The sequence below is a fragment of the Mesorhizobium sp. P2_F7 genome (genome assembly GCF_056403695.1).
This window is the reverse complement of record NZ_JBFUFA010000001.1, coordinates 949721-973266: the sequence shown is the minus strand read 5'-3', so window position 1 is coordinate 973266 and position 23546 is coordinate 949721. Positions and strand designations below refer to the sequence as shown.

The window sequence follows — 23546 nt, the reverse complement described above, 5'->3', positions numbered from 1 at the left end:
TCATGACGACCCGCATCGACCGCCGCATGGCAAAACTGAAAGCCGAGGGCCGCCCGGCGCTGGTCACCTATTTCATGAGCGGCGACCCGGACTATGACACCGCTTTGTCGATCATGAAGGCGCTGCCCAAGGCGGGCGCCGACATCATCGAAATGGGCATGCCGTTTTCCGATCCGATGGCCGACGGCCCGGCGATCCAGGCAGCCGGCCTGCGCGCCCTGAAGGGCGGCCAGACGCTGGTCAAGACGCTGCAGATGGCGGCGGACTTCCGCGGTGGCGACAACGAGACGCCGATCGTGCTGATGGGCTATTACAACCCGATCTACATCTACGGCGTCGACCGTTTCCTCAAGGACGCGATCGCCAGCGGCATTGACGGGCTGATCGTCGTCGACCTGCCGCCTGAGATGGACGAGGAACTCTGCATTCCGGCGCTGAAGGCCGGCATCAACTTCATCCGCCTGGCGACGCCGACCACCGACGACAAGCGCCTGCCCAAGGTGCTGCAGAACACCTCGGGCTTCGTCTATTACGTCTCGATGACCGGCATCACCGGCTCGGCTTTGGCCGACACCGGCAAGGTTGCGGCGGCGGTCAAGCGCATCAAGGGCCATACCGACCTGCCGGTCTGTGTCGGTTTCGGCGTCAAGACCGCCGAGCAGGCGCGCATCATCGGCGCCAATGCCGACGGCGTCGTCGTCGGTACCGCCATCGTCAATGCGGTGGCCAACGTGCTGGGGCCGAAGGGCGAAAAGACCGCCGACCCGGCCGAGGCCGTCGCCACTTTGGTCAGCGGCCTGTCGCAAGGCGTGCGTTCGGCCCGCCTTGCTGCTGCCGAATAGTCGTCTTACCTCTGTAGCCAACTCTTCGTCAGGACAGGAGCCGAAGCGATGAACTGGATTACCAATTACGTTCGCCCGCGGATCAATTCGATGCTCGGCCGGCGCACCGACATGCCGGAGAATCTCTGGATCAAGGATCCTGAGACCGGCGAGATGGTGTTCCACAAGGACCTGGAATCCAACCAGTTCGTCATCCCGTCATCGGGCCATCACATGAAGATTTCGGCCAAGGAGCGGCTGAAATTCTTCTTCGACGACGGCAAATACGAGCAGCTTGAGAACCCCAAGGTCATGCAGGACCCGCTCAAGTTCCGCGACGAGAAGCGCTACACCGACCGGCTGAAGGACGCCAAGGCCAAGACCGGTCTGGAAGACGCCATCGTCAACGCGCTGGGCACGGTCGAAGGCCTGCCAGTGGTGGTGACGGTGCAGGATTTCGCCTTCATGGGCGGCTCGCTCGGCATGGCTGCCGGTGACGCCATCGTGCATGCTTTCGAGGTCGCCTTGCAGCGCAAGCGGCCGCTGATCCTGTTCGCCGCCTCCGGTGGCGCCCGCATGCAGGAAGGCATCCTGTCCCTCATGCAATTGCCGCGCACCACGGTCGGCCTCGACCGGTTGAAGGAAGCCGTCCTGCCCTACATCGTCGTCCTGACCAATCCGACCACCGGCGGCGTCACCGCCTCCTACGCCATGCTGGGCGATGTCCACATCGCCGAGCCCGGCGCGCTGATCGGTTTTGCCGGCCCGCGCGTCATCGAGCAGACCATTCGGGAAAAACTGCCGGACGGGTTCCAGCGCTCCGAATATCTGATGGAGCACGGCATGGTCGACATGGTGGTGTCGCGGCTGGAACTACGCGGGACGATTGCGCGGCTGTTGAAGATGCTGCTCAAGGTTCCCGATCAGAAGCCGCTGGAGCCGGAAATCCTGCCGCCGGCGGTCATCCCGACGGAAGCCCGGCCGCAGGTCTGACGCGACATTCCTGGCCGCCTATCAGCGATTGCGCGCGATGTTTCGCGCAGTATTTTATTGCGCATGATCCTTTCCGAAAACCGATTCGTGTTTTCGGGGTCATGCGCTAGGATTCCCCTATGACCACACTTGCCGCCGACCGCGAAATCGAAGCCCTGATGGCGCTGCATCCGAAAGGCTTCGACCTTTCGCTCGACCGCATCACCAGGCTGCTCGAACGCCTCGGCAATCCGCAGGACCGGCTACCGCCGGTCATCCACATCGCCGGCACCAACGGCAAGGGCTCGTGCGCTGCCTTTTCGCGCGCGCTGCTCGAAGCCGGCGGCCATCTTGTCCATGTCCATACCTCGCCGCATCTGGTCAACTGGGCCGAGCGCTACCGGCTGGCGGCCGAGGGCGGCGGCAGGCTGGTCGACGACGAGACCTTCGCCGAGGCCATTGCTCGCGTCGCCCGGGCCAATGCCGGCCAGAAGATCACCGTGTTCGAAATCCTCACCGCCGTCACCTTCATCCTGTTTTCCGAGCATCCGGCCGCTGCGGCCATCATCGAGGTCGGCCTTGGCGGCCGCTTCGACGCCACCAATGTCGTCGCCCGGCCGGCCGTGTCTGTGATCATGCCGGTGTCGATGGACCACGAAGCCTATCTCGGCGACCGGGTCGAACTGATCGCCGCCGAAAAGGCCGGGATCATGAAGCGCGGCTGCCCGGTGGTCATCGGCGCGCAGGAGAGCGAGACGGCGCTGCAGGTGCTGATCGAAACCGCCGAGCGGCTGGATTGCCCGACCTTCGTCTACGGCCAGGATTTCCTCGCTTTCGAGGAAAACGGCCGCATGGTCTACCAGGACGAGGACGGCCTGATGGACCTGCCACCGCCGCGGCTGCCCGGGCGCCACCAGTTCGCCAATGCGGCGGCAGCGATTGCTGCGGTCAAGGCCGCCGGCTTCGAGATCAGCCACCGCGCCACGGAGAAGGCTATGGCCAAAGTCGCCTGGCCGGGCCGCATGCAGAAGCTGGCGCAGGGCAGACTGGCGGAGTTGGCGCCCCAGGGCGCCGACATCTGGCTCGACGGCGGCCACAATCCGGGCGCCGGCATGGTCATTGCAGAGGCGCTGGCCGAGCAGGAGGAAAAGAACCCGCGGCCGCTGTTCCTGATTGCCGGCATGATCAACACCAAGGACCAGAGCGGCTATTTTCACGCCTTCAAGGGTCTGGTCCGTCACGTCTACACCGTGCCGGTTAGCCTCAGCGACGCCGGCGTGCCGAATGACGAGCTGGCGGTCCGCGCGACGGAAGCCGGTCTCACCGCCGAGCCGGTCAGCTCCGTCGCCAGCGCGCTGATGCTGCTGCGCGACACCTGGGACGGGCCGGCGCCACGCATCCTGATCGGCGGTTCACTGTATCTCGCCGGCGCGGTTCTGGCCGAGAACGGCACGCCGCCAACCTGAACCCATACTTTCGCGAGGAGCCAGTGATGATCAAGGTGAAGCAGCTCGCCCATGTCTGCATCTTCGCGCACGACCTGGAAGCGACGCGGGCCTTCTACCGCGACGTGCTCGGCCTCGACACGCAGTTCAACTTCCTGCGCGACGGCAAGGTGTTCGGCTTCTACCTCAATTGCGGCGGCCGCAGCCATGTCGAGGTGTTCCAGAAGGGCGGCACGGCATACAGCGAGCAGAACCAGATCAACCACTTTTGCCTTGAGGTGGAAAACATCGACGCGGCGATCGCCCACATCAAATCGAAGGGCGTCGACGTTACGGCCAAGAAACACGCTTGCGACGACACGTTTCAGGCCTGGATCCGCGACCCCAACGGCGTGAAGATCGAGCTGTTCGAATACACCGCAAAAAGCGCGCAATTCACCGGCGGCGACCGCATCGCCGACTGGTAGTTGGCGGAGGTCTACTTCAGCTCGATTTCGATGAAGGCGTATTCGCCCTCATTGGCGCTGATGACGTCGTGCTCGACGCCCTCCTTGCGGAAATAGGGCGCACCCTTCTTCATCTCGGCGAAGGACTCGCCGTCCTTGGTCACCAACTTCACCTTGCCGTCCATCAGCGGGACCACGACATAGTCGTGGCCATGCCGGTGCCAGCCGGTGTTGTCGCCGGGCTGGAAGCGATATTCGGTGACGATGACGCGCTCATTGTCGATGAAGACGGTGGCCTTGGCGGATCCGGTCATTTGTCTCTCCTGTCCTGCAACAAGCAGATGACATGGAGTGCGTCGATGCGAGGGCCAGAGGCGGTCGGGCGATGACGCCAAAGAAAGAGCCCGGCGCGAGGGCCGGGCTTCGGATCTCGGAAATCAGTCAGATCAGGCGAGGCTGCCATTGATCCAGTGCGACAGCGCGGTCTTCGGCGCAGCGCCAACCTTCATGTCGGCCACTTCGCCGCCCTTGAAGATCATCAGCGTCGGGATCGAGCGCACGCCGAACTGCGCGGCAAGCTCGGGGTTCTCGTCGATGTTCAGCTTGGCGATCTTGATCTTGTCACCGAGCTCGTTGGCGATCTCTTCCAGCGACGGACCGATCATCTTGCACGGGCCGCACCATTCCGCCCAGAAATCCACCACGACAGGCTGCGAGGCGTTGAGCACATCGGCCTGGAAATTGCTCTTGTCGACCTTGACGGTGGCCATGCGAAAATCCTTTCGAAATTTATCTCGCACCAAATGTGGTGGTTGAGCAGCCCTTCTTCAAGCAGAACTTGTGTCACGCTCCCGTGAGTCGGGCAAGGGCATCGTCCATCGCCTCAGCCGGCAGTTCGATCAGCCTCGGCGCCTCGGTAAACAGCAGCGCCGCAGTCACCGAGCGGCCGGGATAAAGCGGCTTGAGCAATGCCCGGTAGAGCGCCAGCTGCAGGATATAGGCCGGCTGCACCTGAGCCAGCGTGGTCGGCGCCGGCCGGTTGGTCTTGTAGTCGACGATCGACACTTTTTGCGGCGTCACCGCTAGCCGGTCGATCTTGCCGGAGATCGAGCGCAGTTTGCCCTTCACCTGGAGGCTGCCCATAACCGCGACCTCCGCGCGAGAACTGGACGAAAACAGATCGGCAAAACGCGCATCCCCGAGGATCGCCATCACAGAGGCCAGCGCCTTGTCGCGCTCGGCTTCGGTCCAGTCGGCGCCGGTGCGGCTGAGATATTGCCTGGCCGCGCCTTGCCGTTCGTCCTCGGCAAAGCCGGGCAGCATTTGCAGCAATTTGTGCAGCGCCAGCCCGCGCATCACGGCAAAACCGGGCTCAGCTTCGCTGTCCAGAACCGGCGAGCGCGTATCGACGACCGCCTCCTTGCCCTCATCGATCAGCGCCGAGGCGCCAGAAGGTGACAGCGGGCGCGGCAGCTCTTCGTAAGGCGGCAAAGGGCGAAAAAGGTTTGCCGGCAAGAACGGCAGAAGCTGTTGCGGCTGCCGCGTCTCGTCGGCGGCGGCCAGCGCCACCGGCGGCAGCTTGGTCATGATAAAGCGATGCACCGGCTCACCGCTGGCGGGGTGGGGGCGTTCCGTGCTTTCGGGCGCACCTGTCAGCGCGCGGCTGACGATCGAATGCCAGGTGCCGGTGCTGGGCGAACGCTTGCCGTGATAGCCGCAGACAATCAGCCGGTCCTCGGCGCGCGTCATACCGACATAGAGCAGGCGGCGGTATTCGTCGTCGGCGAGTTCCCGCGCCCGCGCCGAGGCCGCCCGGGAGAAACCGTTGGCGACATCGCTTGCCGAGCGCCAGAGATAACCTTTGCCGTCAAAGCTGCGCCCCGAACCGTCGAACGGCATCAGCCGCGGAAGATGCTGGTCGCTGAACGGCGCCGAGCCGCCATCGACCAGGAAGACGACAGGCGCTTCCAGGCCCTTGGCGGCGTGGACGGTCATGACGCGGACCTCGTCGCGCGTCTGGTCCATCTCGCGCTTGATTTCGGGACCGGTGTTTTCCAGCGTCGCCAGGAAGGCCTCCAGCCCCGGCAGTCCGGTGCGTTCCTCGGCCAGGCAAAAACTCAGGAATTCGTCAAGGATATCGCCGGCCTCCGGCCCGAGCCGGGCAATCATCTTCTTGCGCAGGCCGTCGCGCGCCAACACCCCGGCGTAGAATTCGAAGACAGGACGGAACGCCGCCTCGTTGGCCCAGCCATCGAGGCGGGCGACGACATTGGTCAGCGCTTCGCTCTCGCCGGCACGAAGGCGCAGTGACGCTATCAGCGAGGCCGGCCTTCCCGCACCAAGCGCAAAAAGCGTCTCTTCCGACACGTCGAAGATGGGGCTGCGCAGCACGGCGGCGAGCGACAGATCGTCCTGCGGCTGGATGAGGAAATGGCCGAGCGCGATCAGATCCTTCACCGCGATGTGGCCGGGCAGGCTCAGCCGGTCGGCGCCGGCGACCGGGATATCGCGGTCCTTCAGCGCGCGCGACAGCGCATGGACGAAGCGGTCGCGCTTGCGCACCAGCACAAGGATGTCGCCGGCTTTCAGCCTGCGCCCCTTGCCCTCGATGACCTCGCGGTTCTTGAGCCAGGCCTGGATCGTCGCCGCGACATGCTCGGCGACCCGCACTGCCGGCGCGCTGGCATGGTTGACCGGCAGCGTCCAGTCGTCGGGCTCCTCGACCGTATCGGCGCCGAGCGACGGCCAGACCTCGACATAGCCCGGGGCATCGTTGCGGATCGCCTTGTGGTCGAGCGGATCCGGATCATGGCTGATGCCACGCCGCACGCCCGGCTCGGCAAAAACGCGATCGACGGCGGCCAGCACGTCGTCGGTCGAGCGGAACGACCAGGTCAGTTTTAGGTCGGCGAACGAAGCCTCGGCGTCACGGACGCGCCCGGCAAACAAAAGCCGGCTGTCGGCAAAGGAATCGGGCGCTGCTCCCTGGAAGGAGTAGATCGACTGCTTCTCGTCGCCGACGGCAAACATGGTGCGATTGGCGCTGCCGCGCTGGCCGTGGCCGGCGAAGAACTCTTCCGACAGGCGCTTCACCACCTCCCACTGGTCGGGGCTCGTGTCCTGCGCCTCGTCAAGCAGGATGTGGTCGATGCCCTGGTCGAGCTTGTACTGCACCCATGGGCCGGCATCGGGCCGCGCCAGAAGATTGACGGTGCGGGTGATGAGATCGTTGAAGTCGAGGAAGCTGCGACCACGCTTCAGGCGTTCGTAGCGCACAATCAGCCAGTCGGCGATGGTCAGCGCCGCGACCGTGCCTTCCAGCATCCGGAACAGCGCCAGCCGGTCGGACACCTCGACGATCGCCTTGACCGCTGAGAGATAGCGTTCGGGAAGGTCGGGCAGCCGGTCGAGCAGCGCCTTCTTGAACGTCTTGGCGGGATCGTAGGGGTCGCCGTCAGCCTTGAGGAAAGCCTTGCTCAGCATCTGCAGCCGGCGGATTGGATCTTCGTCGGCGAAGGCCGCGCGGGCATAGGGCAGGAGATTGTTGAGCACGGTGCGGGCATCGGCGGCTTCCGCCGCGCTGGCGAAGACCGCAAAGAAATCCGGCGGGAAACCGGGCAGCGGCCAGACCGATGCGGCTATATCATCGGCACTCTGACCCGGGCGGAAATGGAACTCGTCGAACAGGGCTTGAAAGCCGTTGCCGTCGCGCCTGACGGCATCGATGAAGCCGCGTAAGCCGTCGCGCTTGCGCACGATCTCAGTCAGCAGCGCGTCGAGCCCATGTTCGCCGCCGCGTTCCAGCACGGTGGCAAAGGCCTCGGCCAGTCCGGCGTCTCCGGCAGACGTGCCAGAAATCATGTCGCGGCGCGCGGCAGCGAACAGCGAGGCCTCCATCTGCGGGTCGAGCAATTCGAAATGCGCTGGGATGTTTGCTTCCAGCGGGAACTGGTGCAGCACCGATTCGCAAAAGGCGTGGATGGTCTGGATCTTCAGCCCCCCCGGGGTCTCCAGCGCTTCGGCAAACAACCGGCGGGCCCGGCGCATCGTGTCGCGGTCGGGCCGGCGATCGTCGAGCGCGGTGATCTTGGCGGCAAGGTCGGCATCACCAAGCGCCGTCCATTCCGACAGCGTCGAGAAGACGCGGTTCGACATGTTGGCGGCGGCGGCCCGCGTGTAGGTCAGGCACAGGATCTTCGACGGATCGGTGCCGTTGAGCAGCAGCCGGATCACGCGCTGGGCCAGCACATGCGTCTTGCCCGAGCCGGCATTTGCCGACACCCAGGCCGAGTTCTTCGGGTCGGAGGCGCGCGCCTGGCTGGCAGCGGTTTCTGAGGGGATGGGGTAGGCTTTCTTCATGCCTCCCCCGCCTCATCGTCGCTATCGCCGCCGGCCGACCATTCGAGCACGCGCGCCAGATGGTCGTAATCGCCATCGCTCTCGCCTTCGCGGAACGGCAGCGCCCGCGACAGATAGCCGGTCGTCGGATCGGCATAGTGGACGAGCAGCTTTTCCAGCCGCGCCCAGGCCTCTTCGGCAAGGTCTTCGGCGGTCCTCGGCTGGCGGTTGTAGTCGAGGATGGATTCCTCGAACACCTCGCCATTGGGCTTCAGCCGCACGAAGGCAAGCTGCGAGGGTTCGCGCGCGCCAAGCCCCTTGAAGGCGCCGCGCCGCAGAAGCGCGCCCTCCAGCGCCAGCTGCGGCGCCAGCAGCGTGTGCGCCTGCGCCTTGGACGGCGAGGAGCCGGTCTTGTAGTCGAGAATGTCGGCCATGCCGCCGGCCAGCAGATCGACGCGGTCGGCATAGCCCGACAATGTAACGCCGGTACGGCCGACAGCGGTCGTTTCGGCCCGCGCTTCGGCGTGCCGCCGGGCGACTGCGGGAGCCCGGCCGCGCTCCCACTCGATGATGTTGGCGGCAAGCTTTTCGAAGCGCGGCCACCATACGGCCTCGACATCGGCGGGAAGGGCTATCTCGGCAAAGCATGTCCGGCCGGCGGAGATGAGCCGTTCCAGAGCTTCCGGCGCGCGCGGATCGGCAACCTCTGTCGAAAACAGATGCAGTATGTCGTGAAACAACGTGCCGCGCTCTGCGGCACCGGGATCGCGGATCACCGGTTCGAGTGGCAGGAGGCCGAGAATACGCCTGGCATAGACCGCATAGGGGTCGCGGCGCAGCGTCTCGATCTCGGTGACCGAGAAATGCTGCGGCCGCACGCTGAGCGGCGGCTTCGGCTGTGGCCGCGGCGCGAAACGCTTCCGCTCACCGGCATCGAGGGTTCGCGCCCAGGCCAGCAATTCATCGCCGCGCCTGCGCAGGGTGGTGGCGGGATCCTTGCCGATGAAGGTGAGGATGCGCTGCAGCCAGCGCGACGGCACGGCCGGCGCGTCGCCGGCGCGGGCGGAGCGCGTCAGCACCACCTTGTTCGCGCCCATCGCCATCTGGAAATCGTGGGCGGCAAGGCCGATGCGCCGCTCCGGCGGCTCGAGGTCGATGCCGGTCTTCATCAGCCGCGACATGAAGCTGTCGCTCTCCGGCTTGCGCGGCCACACGCCTTCGTTCAGCCCGCCGATGACCAGCGTGTCGACATTCTGCAGTCGTGCTTCCAGCGCGCCCCAGATCGCGATGTTGCGGTCTGTGCCTTGCCCCGGCTTGACCGTTTCCGGCGCAATCAGCGCGTCCATCACATCGGGCCATTCGTCGGCAGCAAAGTCGAATGATGCCGAAGCGCTGACCACGCCGCGCAGCAGCTCGGCGAGTTTCTCGCCGGCATCGCCAGCGTAGAGTCCGGCGAGGCTGCCATCCGCCGTGCGGCCGAGATTTTCCAGCGCGGCGACGCTCGCCTTGGTCAGCGCGACGAGATCAGCGTTGTCTTCAGCGCGAAAGGCAGTCAGCGGCGCCAGCGCCGTCGCAAGCCGGCTCAGGACGTCGCGAGCGTCCTCGATGCCGCGCACGGTCAGGCGCGAAAACCAGAAGGGCTGGCGCTTGTCTCCGCTCAGGCCGGCAAGACGTTCCTCGAACAGCGCCGGCAGCGAGGCGATGTCGGGGCGCCCGGTGCCGCCGCGCAATGCCACTAACTCGATCAGCTCGGCGGCATGACGCACCCCGGTGCGCTCCAATCCGAGGCCTAGCAGCGGATGCTTGAGCAGCGACAAAAGGCCGACCGGATCGCCGGGCCGGAACACGGCTTGAAGCGTGAGCCGCAGCAGGCTGGCCGCCGGCGTGTTGGCGAGCGGCGTGCCACCGGAATCGTCGGCGACGACCCCGAAGCGCAGCAGCTCGGCCGAGACACGACGCGCCAGCGCGCGGTCACCGGTGACGAGGGCCGCCCGTTGTCCCGGCTGCTCGACGGCGGTCTTCAGCGCAATGGCAATCGCCACCGCCTCGTCGCGTTCACTGGCGGCTTCCACCAGCGTCACATCGGCAAAGGCCTCGGCGATGTCGCCAGCCTTGAACGTGACACGGGTTTCGGCCCACAATTCGGTGGTTTCGGCCGGCCGTAGTGCTTCGCCGACTAGGGCCGCGCGCAGCGCCAGCGCCGGCTGGGCGGAGACAACCTCCTCGACATCACCGCGCAGCACGCCGATCTTGCCGATCAGTTTGGCCATGCCGTATTGCGGATGGCCGAGCAGTGCCGGCCGCGCGCCAGGCGCTGCAATGGCGGCAAAGGACGCCTCGTCCAGCATCCCATCGAGACCGGGCAGCACCACGGCGCCGTTGGGCAGGCCGGCGACCGCGGCAAGCAGTTCCGCCGTGGCGGGAATAGAGCCGGTCGAGCCGGCGGCAATCACCGGGCCTTTCGGCGGATTGCGTTCGAGCCGCTTCGCCTCGCGCCGGATCAGCGCATTGCGGTGCGCGGCTGGATTGGTGCGGTCGCGCTCCTCCAGCAATTGCGGCCAGGCATCGGTGACGATGCGGAGGAAACCGAGCGTCACCAGCCACCAGCCGGCAAGATTGCCGGTCACCAGATCGGCAAGCCTGGTCCAGTCCGTGCCTTCGGTCTCGATCTCGTCCATCAGCCGGGCGAGGTCGCGCGCCAGCCAGATCGCATCGGCGGCGGAGGCCGGCACGACGATCTCTTCGTCGAACATCGCCAGGACGTGCGCGGGCAAGGTGCGCTTCCAGGCCCGCACCAGCGGCGCCAAAAGCAGCAGGCGTTCGATGGCCGCGATCGGCGGCGCCATTTCAAGCTCGGTCGGCGTGCCGGCGTCGAAGGCTGCCTCGTCCTCGTCGAACTCGCCGAGCGGGCGGATGACCGGCAGGATTGCCGAACGGCGGCTCGCTCCCGGCCCGGAAAGCGCATCGACGAAGGCGCCGCGCAGCGCCCGCGCCGCACGCCGCGTCGGCACATAGATGGTGACATCGGCCAGCGCCAGCGGATCGCCGTCGAAGCGGAAGCTGGGCACCAGCCGTCCCGCCAGCAAGGCCTCGGCCAGAGTCGGCAGGAACGGCGCTCCGGGCGGGATCGAGAGAACGCGGCGCGAGCCGCTCATACCGCTCCTGCGAGGGCGGCGGCGACCGCCGCTTCCGCCTGCGGGACGGCATCGGGCGTGCCGACGGTGATCCAGCGCCCCCGCATCTGCATGCCGAACAGCCGGCCCGCAGTAATCGCAGTGTCGAAATAGGCGTTGAGCGAATGCGCCCCGGCCGGTGCATCCTTAAAGATAGCGGGATTGACGATCGCTGCCCCGGCATAGATCAGCCCTGCCGGGTCGCCTTTCGAGCGTCGCAGGCCGCCATCCGGCGCCATCAGGAAATCCGTGCCGACGCAGTGTCCGGTCGCCGAGTCGAGATCGGTAAGCATCAGCAGAATATCCATTTTCGCGCCGTCCCATGCAAGGGCAAGGCGCTCGAGGCTGGGCTGTCCGCTATCGATCCAGAACGTGTCGGCGTTGATAATGTAGAAGGGCTCGCTGCCCAGCAGCGGCAAGGCTTTGACGATGCCGCCGGCCGAATTCAGCAGCGCGTCGCGCTCGTCGGAAATGACGATCTTTGGCGTCTGCCTGTGGGCGACATGGTCGACGATCTGGTCCGGCAGATAGTGCACGTTGACGACGGTCTTGGTGACGCCGGCCGCTTGCAAACTGTCCAGCCCCCAGTCGAGCAAGGTCTTGCCGGCGATCCTCACCAGCGGCTTCGGCATGGTGTCGGTGATCGGCCGCATCCGCTTGCCGAGACCGGCCGCCAGCACCATTGCGGTGGTCAGGGTCACGGTGCGCGTTCCTCCAGCAGGCCATGCGCCATATAAAGATCCTTCAACCCGGCCAGCGCCGGATGCGCCAGCGCCCGCCCCAGATAGTCGCGGATGCGCGGCAGGTGTTTCAGATAATAGGGCTTGCCGTCGCGCTTTTCGAGCCGCACGAAAATGCCGAGGATTTTTGAATTGCGCTGCGCCGCCATGATCGCATAGGCCTCACGGAAGGCGGCCTCGTCGAAGCCGCCGGCGGCATGGCGCGCCGCGACATAGGCATTGACGGTCCGCTGCTCGATCTCAGGCGAAACGGTGACGCGGGCATCCATGGCCAGTGAGGCGACGTCATAGGCGGCCGGACCGATCAGCGCGTCCTGGACATCGACGATGCCGAGGCGATCATGACCGGTGCGGTCGCCGCGCCAGATGATGTTGGGCGAGTGGAAATCGCGCAGCATCAGCGTGTATGCGCTGGCGTCCAGCCGATCGAGAATCGCGTTCCATTCCTTGTGATAGCCGGCGCGCAAAGCCTCGCTGGGCGGGCCGCCTGACACCATCGGCACATACCAGTCGACCAGAAGGTCGGCTTCGATCAGCATGGCGTCGCGATCGAAAGGCGGCACGTCGTGGAAAATGCCGGGCACTGCCTCCATGCGCTGCGGCCAGGTCTTGCCGTGCATCATCGCCAGCAGTTCGGCCGCTGCCGCATAGCGCTCCGCCACCGGCTCGCCTTGGCCGTCGAGAAAGCCTTCCGAGCCCAGATGTTCCAGCAGCAGAAACCCCTGGTCGAGATCCTCGGCGTGGATTTCCGGAACGCTGACGCCTTGCGCCAGCAGCGCCTTGTCGATGGCGACGAAGGCGGTGACCGACTGCGCGGTGTGGGCGATCACCGCATAGGGTTTGCCGTCGCGAACCGGCGGTCCGAGCACCAGCCGTGGCGAATTCATCAGAACGCATGGTGCAAAGCCGGCGAGCGAGACGATCTCGTAGGAGCGCGCCGAGGCGTCGCCGACGAAATGGCGCCGCGCGGCCTCGCCCCAGCCGGCCGTTTCAAGGAAATCACGCATTGCCAGGGAGCGAGCGACACGGTCAAAGGCGGCACCTTCGCCCGACAGCTTCGCCAATCGGCCTTCAGCCTGATGGACGAGGTCGATCCAGATCGACGTCTTGGGCAGCGCGGCCTCGGCCCGTTCCGGCCATTCGACAAGGGCGGCGCCTTGCAGCAGCGCTTCGTCGAAACCGAGTTCGTCGATCTCGCCGGCCGAGGACAGCCGGTAGAGATCGAAATGATGGACGGGAATGCGGGTGTCGTAGCTCTGCACCAAAGTGAAGGTCGGGCTCGGCACATCGAGGCCGGCATCGTCGGCCAGCGCCCGGATCAGCGCCCGGGCCAGCGTCGATTTGCCGGCGCCGAGATCGCCCTTGAGCGCCAATACGTCGCCCGGTCGCAGCGCCATGGCCAGGTCTTCGCCGAGCCTTGCGGTCGCAGCCTCGTCGGCGAGAAAACGCTCCACCACAACAACAGCCATCGAGCGCGCTACTCGGCCGCGGCGCGGATGCCCGACGGTGCATCGGGGAATGTGCAGATGACGGTCGTGCCCCGGTCCTTGCCGGTCTCGATGCGCACGCTGCCGCCATGCAGTTCGACAAAGCTCTTGACGATCGACAGGCCGAGCCCGGCGCCACGCCGGCGCCCGCCATTGGTGCGTGGCTCGAAACGGCGGAACACTGAATCGAGCAGGTCCGGAGGCATGCCGGGGCCGTCATCATGGACGGAGAACTCGACGCCTTGCTCCAGATGCCGGCAGGCCAGCGTGATCGTGCTCGCCTCCGGCGCATAATTGGCGGCGTTGCTCAGCAGATTGTAGAGAATCTGGCGGACCCGGGTCTCGTCGCCGTGGAAACTCGTCGGCGCTGCCGCGGCGTCTATCCTGAGCTTGATCGCATGCTCTTCCAGGCGGTCGGCGACCAGCTCGGCGGCCGCCGCAATGGTGCGCTCGACGCTGACCTCCGAAATGTCGAGCTGCATGATGCCGGCGTCGACGGTGGCGAGGTCGAGTATGTCGTTGACGATGGTGAGCAGCACCGACGACGACGAGCCGACATGCTCGACATATTCGCGCTGCTTGGGGCTGAGCGGCCCGGTCGCCGGCAGCGACAACAGCTCGGTAAAGCCGATGATGTTGGTCAGCGGCGAACGCAGCTCATAGGAAACGTGCTGGACGAACTCGTTCTTCAGCTGGTCGGATTTCTGCAGCGCCTCGTTCTTGTCCTTCAGCGCCCGCTCGACATTGACGCTGTCGGTGACGTCGACAAAGGTCATCATCACCTGGCCGTTGGGCAGCGGGATGACGGCGTAGCTGAGCACGGTGCCGTTCTTCAGTTCGGTCTGGCCGTGGCGCTCGCGGCGCTCGTCGTCGAAACCGGTGATGGCGGCGACGAAGCCGCCCCACGGGCTGTCGACGGCGCGCTGGTCGCTGAGATCGCGGATCGCCTGGACATGGACGTTGGGCTTGACCACATCCTGGCTCAGTCCCCACAGCGCGACAAAGGCCGGGTTGGACAGGCGCAGCCGCCCATCGGGGCCGAACACAGCCACGCCTTCGGCCAGATTGTCGAGCGTCTCGCCCTGGACCCGCACCGCGGTCTGGTAGCGGCTCTCCAGGTCCATCTTCTCGGTCAGGTTCTCGAACACCCAGGTGACGCCGCCCTTGGGCTGCGGGTTGGCGACCACGCGGATGGTCTTGCCGTCAGGCAGATGCCACCAGTGCTCCTGCGATTCCACAGCGCGGTAGGCGGCAAGCAGGCCTTCCTTCCAGCGCCGCCATTCCGGCTGCTCGGCGATCTTGCCTTCGCTGCGCAGCCGGTCGAGCAGCAGCGCATTGTCCGGCGCGCTGTGCAGGAAGCCGGAGTCCAGCCCCCACAGTTTCTGGAATGCCTGGTTGAAGAAGCGCAGCTTCTCGTCGGTATCGAAGATCGCCACCGCCGTGTTGAGCTGGTCGAGCGTGTCGGCGTGGCTGCGCACCGTTCGCTCATATTCGCCGCGGATGGTTTCGGTGGCGCTGGTGTCGCAGGCAAGGCCCGCCGAACCGTCGGGGCCGGCGAAGTCGGTGACGGCGAACACGCGGCGGTCGCCCTCGATCACCGTCGACAGCGTCTGTTCGAAGACCGGGCGCGCCTTGTGTTGTTCGGCGATCTGTTCGCGCGCCTGGCCGCCAAGGAATTCCTTGGCTTCGCGCACAGCGGTTTCGGCACTCGTGGCTTCGACCGCTCCGGCATAGGCGCGGTTGACCCATTTCAGCCGCCCATCTGTGGTGCGCAGCCATGCCGGCATCGGCAAGGCGTCAAGCAGGCCGATCATCGTGTCGTAGTCGGCAGCCAGCCGCTGGTTCTCGATCTTCAGCCTGGCCTGGCTGCGCTGCGTTTCCGAAAGCGAGACGAAGCGCACCAGCACATGCGCAGCGCTCTTGCGGCCATGCACTTCGAGCGGCGCCCCGGCCTGCGATTCGATGACCAGATCGAAAGGCTTGGCTTTCTCGCGCAGTCCCGCGACGGCATTTTCGAGCGCGGCGGCCGAGCGCGGCATCAGCCAGCGGCCGAAGGCCAGGAACGCCGCGCGGTCGTCCGGTGCGCCGCTTTCGAGCGGCAAGGTTCCGATCAACTCGGGCTTCTTGTTCTCCGAAGCCCAGACGATGATGCGCTGGTCGCGCAGATTGAGCAGCGCTTCCGAACGCTGTAGCGCCGCGTTGACGTCGGCGACGCGGGCCCTGAGCTCGACATTCTGCGCCGAGGTGCGGGCTCGTTCGCGGATCAGGAAAATGGCCGAGACCAGAGCGGCGCCCATGACGCCGACGAACATGGCGAGCTGGATGACCTCGACCGCGCTGACCGACAGCCCGGCTTTCTGCGCCATGGATGGCTCGGCATGCGCGGCAAACGAGGTGAGCGGACCGGCAAGAGCGGACGTGGCGAGGAAGCCCGCGAGGCGGGCGCCGACGCGCTTCTTCAGGCCGCCGCCTGTCGTGGCGGAGCCGGTGATATCGGAATCGTCGTGGCCGCCGGAAACGGCCCATCCCGCGCGAGGCGGGTTTTCCCCCGGCATGTCTTGGTCCTTTTCGCCGCCTGAATGCAAGACCGCCCAGATGCGTGCGCCGGCCCTCGTCCCCGGCCCGCGAATCACCACAATAGCGCGTGCTGGAATCGGCGTGAAGAATCATTCAGCGCAAAAAAGAAGCCGGGCGAAATGTCAATCGCCCGGCTTCAATATCTAGTGGTAATTTGCGCTATGCTTAATAGCGGTAGTGTTCTGGCTTGAACGGACCCTGCGGGGTCACGCCGATATAGGCGGCCTGTTCGCCGGACAGTTCGGTCAGGCGGGCGCCCAGCTTGTCGAGATGCAGGCGCGCTACCTTCTCGTCGAGATGCTTGGGCAGCACATAGACCTGGTTCTGGTACTGGCCGGGCTTCGAGTAGAGCTCGATCTGCGCCAGCACCTGGTTGGTGAACGAAGCCGACATGACGAAGCTCGGATGGCCGGTGGCGTTGCCGAGGTTGAGCAGGCGTCCCTCGGACAGCAGGATCATCCGCTTGCCGTCCGGGAAGGTGATCATGTCGACCTGCGGCTTGACGTTGGTCCACTTCAGATTGCGCAGCGACGCGACCTGGATCTCGTTGTCGAAGTGACCGATATTGCCGACGATCACCATGTCCTTCATCGAGCGCATGTGGTCGAGGGTGACGACATCCTTGTTGCCGGTCGTGGTGATGACGATGTCGGCGGTCGGCGCCGCATCTTCCAGCGTGACGACTTCAAAACCGTCCATCGCCGCCTGCAGCGCGCAGATCGGATCGACTTCGGTGACCTTGACGCGGGCGCCGGCGCCCTTGAGCGAGGCCGACGAACCCTTGCCGACGTCGCCATAGCCGCAGACGACCGCGACCTTGCCGGCCATCATCGTGTCGGTGCCGCGACGGATGCCGTCGACCAGCGATTCCTTGCAACCATATTTGTTGTCGAACTTCGACTTGGTGACCGAGTCGTTGACGTTGATCGCCGGGAAGGGCAGCAGGCCCTTCTTCTGCAGCTGGTAGAGCCGGTTGACGCCGGTCGTCGTCTCTTCGGTGACGCCGCGGATCGCTTCCTTCTGCTTGGTGAAGAAGCCGGGCGAAGCCTTCAGGCGCTTCTTGATCTGGGCGACGAAGTATTCCTCCTCCTCGCTCTGCGGGTTGGACAGCACGTCCTCGCCGGCTTCGGCGCGGGCGCCGACCAGAATGTACATGGTGGCGTCGCCGCCATCGTCGAGGATCATATTGGAGAGGCCGCCATCGGCCCACTGGAAGATCTTGTCGGTGTAGTCCCAGTACTCTTCGAGGCTCTCACCCTTGACCGCGAAAACCGGGATGCCGGCTTCGGCGATCGCCGCTGCGGCATGGTCCTGCGTCGAGAAGATGTTGCACGAAGCCCAGCGGATCTCGGCGCCGAGCGCCTTCAACGTCTCGATCAGCACCGCCGTCTGGATGGTCATGTGCAGCGAGCCGGTGATGCGCGCGCCCTTCAGCGGCTTCTTGTCGCCGAATTCCTCGCGGCAGGCCATCAGGCCCGGCATTTCGGTTTCGGCGATATCGAGTTCCTTGCGGCCCCAGCCGGCAAGCGAAATATCGGCGACCACATAGTCCTTGCTACCTGTCATGGCAGTGCTCCGGTGTGATTTGTCTCAAAAATGCGCCTGCGCCGCTCGGCGCGTCGAAGGGCGCGGAATGCCGGCCTGACTAGCAGATCGCCGCCAAGACGACAATGGGATATAAAGAAATCTTTATCCCTGCATGTCTCTCGGGCGTGCCTTGGAGGTATGCGGGGCAGGCGCCGCGCGTCAGTCGCGCGATACGGACAGTCCCGCGAGAAGCGGCGCGTAAGCGGCGAGCTTGCGGGATACGAACTCGGTGAAGAGCCGCACGCGCTTCGTCTTGCGTGTCTCCCCCTGCGTGAGAAGCCAGAGTGTCCCATGCATGGGCAGGTTGGTGCCCGGCACCCTCACCAGCAGGGGGTCGGTATCTCCGACGAAGCACGGGAGTTTCGTCATCCCGATCCCCTGCTGCGCCGCGATGATCTGCGTCTCGGCGTCCGGAGTCCTGAACGGAGCTCCCGTCGTGTGGACTTCTCCCTCGCGGGCCCAGTCCGGAATTCCATGATTGTCAATGACGATCCACCGGATGGGATGAGGCGTGCCCACCCGCAACGCAGCTAGTCGATCGCGAGACATGTACACGCCGCTGAACAACTCAGGTCCCTTCAAGCCGTGAAGATTGAGCGGCAGGGTCTTGCGGTCGGTGACAATGCGGATCGCGACATCGGCCTCCCGGTTGGTCAGATTCGCCAGCTCACCGGACGACAGGATTTCCATCTCGATGTCCGGATGCAGAAGCGCGAAGTCGGCGAGATCCGGCATGAGCAGGTGTGTCGCGAGGAACGGTGGAAGCGTCACCCGCAAAAGCCCGCGCGCGCTCTGGTCGCGCCCGAAGACGCGCGTCTCCAGCTGGTGCGACGACGCTTCCATCTGGTTCGCGAGCTCGAGGACCTCTTCCCCCGCAGCCGTCAGGCGATAGCCCGAAGGCAGCTTTTCGAACATCTGCGCCCCGAGGCGTTCCTCGAGCTGTGCGATGCGTCGCAGCACGGTCGAGTGATTCACCCCGAGATGCACGGCGGCAGCCCGCACCGAGCCTCCGCGTGCGACGGCAAGAAAGTAGCGAACGTCATCCCAGTCGATCATGGTGCAATCCCGCACCGCAAGGCGCGCCTTCCAAAGCCCGTGTCCAACACATCGAACAGCATCTCGTATGTAGTGGCGCGGGGTGGCTTTCATAGCCCATGCTGACAAGCACTGCCCAATTCCGGACAGCGGACACCGATCCGTCACGCTGGCGTCAGTCGTCCAGCCGGATCGATTTTGCACCACCGATGTGCGCGTTTCCGCACTCAAAGCCTGACCCCAGCCGACTTACTTCCAGGCTCTCGGGGTTCTTCCCGAAACACCGAAAGCAGAGCCTGAAAGGAAAAGTCATGGGAAAGCTTGAGGGTAAGGTTGCAGTCATCACGGGTGGATCGAGCGGCATGGCGCTGGCGAGCGCCAAGCGGTTCGTTGAAGAAGGCGCCCATGTCTTCATCACGGGCCGGAGACAGGAGGCGCTCGACGAGGCCGTCAAGCTGATTGGCCGGAACGTGACCGGCGTGCGCGGCGACTCGGCCAATCTCGACGACCTCGACCGTCTGTTCGACACGGTCAAGCGGGAAAAGGGCAGGATCGACGTCCTGTACGCGAGCGCCGGCATGGGCGAAGCCGTCCCACTGGGCGAGATTACCGAGCAGCATTTCGATGCGGCCTTCGGCCTGAACACGCGCGGCACGCTGTTTACGGTTCAGAAGGCGTTGCCGCTGTTCAGCGATGGCGGATCGATCTTGATGACCGGGTCAGTCGCTTCGGTGAAAGGCTTTCCGGGTTACGGCGTGTATGCGGCGAGCAAGGCGGCGTTGCGCTCATTCGCACGCACTTGGCTCAACGAACTGAAGGGCAGGAATATCCGGGTGAACGTGCTGAGCCCGGGGCCGATCGCCACACCGATGCAGGATCAAGTTCTCACCGAGGAGGCGAAGCGGATGTTCGAATCCCTGATCCCACGGGGAAAAATGGGCCGTCCGGAGGAAATTGCGGCGGCCGCGCTGTTTCTTGCTTCAGACGATTCGAGCTTCGTGAATGGGGTGGAGTTGTCTGTCGACGGCGGGTTCTCGGCCATCTGAAGGGCCGGGGAATCAATACCAACACGGATCGGAGAAGCATTATGAGCTACGCAATTGTGGGATTCGGTAAGATAGGCCAGGCCCTCGCCCACGCCTTCGCCCGTAAAAACATCGACGTGACCGTCGCGAGCCGCCGGCCGCCCGAGGCGTTGGCGCCGCAGGCTCGGGCGATTGGACCCACGGTCGTCGCCAGGTCGCTGCGGGAAGCACTCAAGGCCGACACAATCATCTTGGCGGTCCCTTTCGGGGAGCATCGCGAGGTTGCGAAAGCCCTGCCGAGCTGGAAAGGCAAGACGGTCATCGACGCGATGAACGCGTTTCCTGTCCCTGAAGAGCTGGACGGCCTCCCGTCCTCAGCTTTCGTCGCCAAGGCGTTCACCGGCGCCAAGTTCGTGAAAGGCTTCAATCACTTGATTGCAGCCACCCTGGCTACCGATCCGGTCGTCGAGGGCGGTCACCGGGTGGTCTTTCTGTCGAGCGACGACGAGGACGCGATCGCTCCCGTGGCGGCCTTGGCCAAACAACTGGGGTTCGCACCGGTCAAGCTGGGAAAGCTCAACGAGGGTGGTGCGCTGGTGCACGCACGCGGCCGCGTTTGGGGCCAGCTCATCTTCCAGGATTTGTTCAAGAAGGAGCAGTGACGGATTTACTGTCCACTGCCACAGGTGCCGGATCTGTCCACGAGACTCCATGCGGGCTAATCATAATCCGAGGTCCGGAAGCTGGGCGGCGCTATATCCTGATCAGGTTTTGCACAGCCTGGAGGTCAGCACTCTTCGCCGAAGCGTGAGGCGACCAGCTGCTCCAGCGCGTCCATCACCGCGACGGCTTCAGCGCCGCTGGCGGTGACGCGGATCGAATAGCCGGGGCTCGCCGCCAGCATCATCAGGCCCATGATCGAGGTGCCGCCGACCTTGAGGCCGTCCTTCTCGACATGGACGGTGGCGTCGAAGCCGCTGGCGACCTGGACGAATTTGGCCGAGGCGCGCGCATGCAGGCCGCGCTGGTTGATGATAGGGAACTCGCGCACAATCTGCTCTTGTCCCGGCGACAGCGCGTTCATTTGCTGCTCAGGAGCTGGCTGGCGACGTTGATGTATTTGCGCCCCGCGGCCTGCGCCTCGTCCAGCGCGGCCGCCATGTTGTCACCCTTGCGGATCGACGACAGCTTGATCAGCATCGGCAGGTTCATGCCGGCAATGACCTCGGTGCGGCCGGATTCCATCACCGAAATGGCGAGGTTGGAGGGCGTGCCGCCGAACATGTCGGTCAGAACGATGACGCCGGTCCCGGTGTCGACGCGGCCGACGGCGTCGACGATATCGCGCCTGCGCTGCTCCATATCGTCATCGGCGCCGATCGCCACGGTTTCGAAATTGTCTTGTGGCCCCACGACGTGTTCCACGGCATGGCGGAACTCGGCGGCCAGTTGACCGTGCGTTACAAGCACGAGTCCGATCATGCTATGGTGGCTCCCGTCATCGCCGCTTCACAGGCGCTTTTTATGCTCGCCGGCCATCCCAGGCGGCGGGAGCGCTATCTTGTCGACGCGCGGCGCGTTGACAAGCCCAAAATTGCGCCGACCTACGCCATTTTGACGCATTGCAGCAAAAAATCGAAACCGGATCATGCGAAAGCCGCGATCGCCAGCCGCGCCATTACGGCCGGCAAGGCCGTCGCAACGTTGCGCTCGATCAGATCGATCCGCGGCACCGGACAACCCGCGATCGGCTCGCTGAGATCTTCCTGAAAGCGGTCTCTCTGATGCTTCGGCACCAACCGGATATGGAGGTCGATCACCCCGCCAGGTTCGAACGACAGCGGCCGTGGCATGAATCCCGGCACTTCCGCGAGGCCGGCAATGGTGGCGGGTACGCGGCAGATCAGTCGCCCGGAGCGAGCGGCCGCAAGCAGCCTGTCGTCCCCGATCAGCCGTGAAAACAGCCCGCGCGCCCGGCAATGGTCGATGAGCACCAGCGCCAGCGTCGTCTTGCCGGCGCCGGACGGCCCGGTGATGAGCACACCGCGTTCGCCGATCAGCAGCGCCGTTCCGTGAATGTTTTCAGCCTGCGGGATCATGCCTCGGCCGGCAGCGTCACCACGAAGCGCGCGCCCTTGATCTCGCCTGGCTTGGTGCCCGGGATGTTCTCGGCGGTCAGCGTGCCGCCATGGGCTTCGACGATCTGCCTGGAGATCGACAGGCCGAGGCCTGAATTCTGGCCGAACGCCTCGCCGGCCGGGCGGTCGGTGTAGAAGCGCTCGAAGATGCGGTCGATGGCGTCGGCACGGATGCCGGGGCCGTTGTCGTCGACGGTGACGATGTTGACCTTGCCCGAACGTGCCAGCGAAATGGCGATATGGCCGTGGTCCTCCGGCACGAAGGAGCGGGCATTCTCGATCAGATTGGTGATGACCTGGCCGATCCTGAGGTCGTGGCCGGTGACGAAATAGCCCTTGACGCCTTGCGGCAGCTTGGCGGCCTTGAACTCGATCTCGACGGCCTTCTTGTTGCGCGTCGCCTCGCGCGACACGGCGACGAGATCGGTGATGAATTTCTTCAAATCGACGATTGCCGCATCTTCGCGCGCCAGCTCGGCGTCGAGGCGCGAGGCATCGGAAATGTCGGTGATCAGCCGGTCGAGCCGCCGGACGTCGTGCTGGATGATCTCCATCAGCCGGCCGCGTGAATTGTCGTTCTTGGCCAGTGGCAGTGTCTCGACCGCGCTGCGCAGCGAGGTCAGCGGGTTTTTCAACTCGTGCGAAACGTCGGCGGCAAAACTTTCGATCGCCTCGATGCGGGCATAGAGCGCATTGGTCATGTCGCGCACCGCGATCGACAGATTGCCGATCTCGTCCTGGCGGTCGGAAAAATCGGGGATTTCCTCGCGGCTCTTGACCCCACGCCGCACCCGCACCGCCGCCGCAGACAGCCGGCGCAGCGGATTGGCGATGGTGGACGCCAAGAGCATCGACAGGATGGCGGTGACCAGTGCCGCGATGCCGAACACCCGCAAAATCGCCTTGCGCTCGGCGGCGACGATCTTGTCGATGTCGCCGCCTTCGGTCGACAGCATCAGCACGCCGAGCACGGCGCGGAAGCGCTGGATCGGCACGGCGACCGAGACGATCTGCTCACCCTGTTCGCTCACCCGCACGATCGTCGACGGGCTGCCGGTCAGCGCCTTGACCACTTCCGGGAAAGCGGCACCGTTGCCGCCGGGCTGCTCGTGATAGACCGGCAGGTCCTTGTTGCGGAAGAAATCGAAGACGAATTTCTGCGCCCGCTCCAGCATATCCGGCTGCTCGTCCTCGACCGGCGGCAGGTCGTAGCGCAGGATCTGGCCGCGCGAATAGAGATGGCGCGAATCGAGCAGCAGGTTGGCGTCGCGGTCGTAGATGCGGGCGCGCGTGCGCGTCGGCGAGATCAGCCGCCGCAGCACCGGCGCGACGCGCTCGGGATTGATCGGGAAATCCAGATTGTCGAGTTGGTCGGAGCCCGGCCCCAGGCTTTCGCCGGCTTGCAGCTCAAGCAGTTTTTCCGGATCGATGCTGATCGAATCGGTCTCGACCGTCGCCGACGCCGCGATCGCGCCGGCGATGATCTCGCCTTGCGTCATCAGGCTTTCGACGCGAGCGTCGATCAGCCCGTCGCGGAACGTGTTGAGATAGAGGATACCGGTGACCAGCACGGCGAGGCCGGCCAGGTTGAGGAACAGAATGCGCCGGGTCAGGCTGGAAAAGATGTGATGGCCGAGGAAGCGGCGCATCGGCACCGTGACCCTCGACAGGAATGCGGGCAGAATCCTGGACGGCCGCCTGCCGGCGCCCGCCCGTCTGCCTCGCTCTACGTCAACTGCCATCGAATAGCAGCTCCCGGTCC

The 23546-nt window shown here is 65.1% G+C and carries 19 protein-coding genes; 6 read left to right on the top strand and 13 right to left on the bottom strand.

What is annotated here, in order from left to right:
- Positions 1–2 precede the first annotated feature (2 nt).
- From trpA to AC1DZ8_RS04450, 4 genes are all read left to right on the top strand, one after another.
- Positions 3–842, top strand: coding sequence for a tryptophan synthase subunit alpha (trpA, locus tag AC1DZ8_RS04465; RefSeq protein WP_477304868.1), 840 nt, complete (start codon positions 3–5; stop codon positions 840–842).
- A 48-nt stretch (positions 843–890) separates the two neighbouring features.
- Positions 891–1814 (top strand): acetyl-CoA carboxylase, carboxyltransferase subunit beta, encoded by a 924-nt coding sequence (gene accD, locus AC1DZ8_RS04460; RefSeq protein WP_477304866.1) that lies wholly within the window; start codon positions 891–893, stop codon positions 1812–1814.
- A gap of 119 nt (positions 1815–1933) precedes the next feature.
- Complete coding sequence (locus AC1DZ8_RS04455) at positions 1934–3259, top strand: bifunctional folylpolyglutamate synthase/dihydrofolate synthase (protein ID WP_477304864.1); 1326 nt, start codon at positions 1934–1936, stop codon at positions 3257–3259.
- Positions 3260–3285: 26 nt separating this feature from the next.
- Positions 3286–3705: a VOC family protein gene (locus AC1DZ8_RS04450; protein ID WP_477304862.1), complete on the top strand. Its 420-nt coding sequence runs from the start codon at positions 3286–3288 to the stop codon at positions 3703–3705.
- 11 nt (positions 3706–3716) lie between these two features.
- Here the strand turns inward: AC1DZ8_RS04450 and AC1DZ8_RS04445 are convergent, their stop codons facing one another.
- From AC1DZ8_RS04445 to AC1DZ8_RS04405, 9 genes are all read right to left on the bottom strand, one after another.
- Positions 3717–3998, bottom strand: a complete 282-nt coding sequence (locus tag AC1DZ8_RS04445) for a cupin domain-containing protein (protein WP_127289572.1) — start codon at positions 3996–3998, stop codon at positions 3717–3719.
- A 132-nt stretch (positions 3999–4130) separates the two neighbouring features.
- Entirely contained in the window at positions 4131–4454 is a 324-nt protein-coding gene (trxA, locus tag AC1DZ8_RS04440; protein WP_023672297.1) for a thioredoxin, read from the bottom strand.
- A 73-nt stretch (positions 4455–4527) separates the two neighbouring features.
- The gene (addA, locus tag AC1DZ8_RS04435; RefSeq protein WP_477400338.1) at positions 4528–8043 is read right to left on the bottom strand and encodes a double-strand break repair helicase AddA; all 3516 of its coding nucleotides are present in this window, start codon (positions 8041–8043) and stop codon (positions 4528–4530) included.
- Entirely contained in the window at positions 8040–11177 is a 3138-nt protein-coding gene (gene addB, locus AC1DZ8_RS04430; protein WP_477308400.1) for a double-strand break repair protein AddB, read from the bottom strand. The genes addA and addB overlap by 4 nt, the downstream gene beginning before the upstream one ends.
- Positions 11174–11878 carry a nucleotidyltransferase family protein gene (locus tag AC1DZ8_RS04425; RefSeq protein WP_477308505.1) on the bottom strand — a complete coding sequence of 235 codons (705 nt, stop codon included), beginning with the start codon at positions 11876–11878 and terminating at the stop codon, positions 11174–11176. The genes addB and AC1DZ8_RS04425 overlap by 4 nt, the downstream gene beginning before the upstream one ends.
- A 14-nt stretch (positions 11879–11892) precedes the next feature.
- The gene (gene tsaE / locus AC1DZ8_RS04420; protein WP_477308402.1) at positions 11893–13404 is read right to left on the bottom strand and encodes a tRNA (adenosine(37)-N6)-threonylcarbamoyltransferase complex ATPase subunit type 1 TsaE; all 1512 of its coding nucleotides are present in this window, start codon (positions 13402–13404) and stop codon (positions 11893–11895) included.
- An 8-nt stretch (positions 13405–13412) separates the two neighbouring features.
- Positions 13413–15977 (bottom strand): sensor histidine kinase, encoded by a 2565-nt coding sequence (locus AC1DZ8_RS04415; protein WP_477400337.1) that lies wholly within the window; start codon positions 15975–15977, stop codon positions 13413–13415.
- Positions 15978–16164: 187 nt separating this feature from the next.
- Positions 16165–17565, bottom strand: coding sequence for an adenosylhomocysteinase (ahcY, locus tag AC1DZ8_RS04410; RefSeq protein ID WP_477282771.1), 1401 nt, complete (start codon positions 17563–17565; stop codon positions 16165–16167).
- 180 nt (positions 17566–17745) lie between these two features.
- Positions 17746–18642, bottom strand: a complete 897-nt coding sequence (locus tag AC1DZ8_RS04405; protein WP_477308407.1) for a LysR family transcriptional regulator — start codon at positions 18640–18642, stop codon at positions 17746–17748.
- A 290-nt stretch (positions 18643–18932) separates the two neighbouring features.
- Here AC1DZ8_RS04405 and AC1DZ8_RS04400 point away from each other — a divergent pair, with 290 nt between their 5' ends.
- The gene (locus AC1DZ8_RS04400; RefSeq protein ID WP_477308409.1) at positions 18933–19667 is read left to right on the top strand and encodes an SDR family NAD(P)-dependent oxidoreductase; all 735 of its coding nucleotides are present in this window, start codon (positions 18933–18935) and stop codon (positions 19665–19667) included.
- Between the two features lie 41 nt (positions 19668–19708).
- Complete coding sequence (locus tag AC1DZ8_RS04395; protein ID WP_477308410.1) at positions 19709–20308, top strand: NADPH-dependent F420 reductase; 600 nt, start codon at positions 19709–19711, stop codon at positions 20306–20308.
- A gap of 125 nt (positions 20309–20433) precedes the next feature.
- Here AC1DZ8_RS04395 and AC1DZ8_RS04390 read toward each other — a convergent pair whose 3' ends face one another.
- The 4 genes from AC1DZ8_RS04390 to AC1DZ8_RS04375 all read right to left on the bottom strand — a co-directional run bounded on the left by AC1DZ8_RS04390 (position 20434) and on the right by AC1DZ8_RS04375 (position 23526).
- Positions 20434–20730, bottom strand: a complete 297-nt coding sequence (locus tag AC1DZ8_RS04390) for an HPr family phosphocarrier protein (protein WP_477308412.1) — start codon at positions 20728–20730, stop codon at positions 20434–20436.
- Positions 20727–21128, bottom strand: coding sequence for a PTS sugar transporter subunit IIA (locus AC1DZ8_RS04385; protein ID WP_142868692.1), 402 nt, complete (start codon positions 21126–21128; stop codon positions 20727–20729). The genes AC1DZ8_RS04390 and AC1DZ8_RS04385 overlap by 4 nt, the downstream gene beginning before the upstream one ends.
- Before the next feature lie 164 nt (positions 21129–21292).
- Positions 21293–21745, bottom strand: coding sequence for an HPr kinase/phosphorylase (locus tag AC1DZ8_RS04380; RefSeq protein ID WP_477308415.1), 453 nt, complete (start codon positions 21743–21745; stop codon positions 21293–21295).
- A complete protein-coding gene (locus tag AC1DZ8_RS04375) occupies positions 21742–23526 on the bottom strand; it encodes a stimulus-sensing domain-containing protein (RefSeq protein WP_477400336.1) in 1785 nt (594 codons plus the stop codon). The genes AC1DZ8_RS04380 and AC1DZ8_RS04375 overlap by 4 nt, the downstream gene beginning before the upstream one ends.
- Positions 23527–23546: the final 20 nt, after the last annotated feature.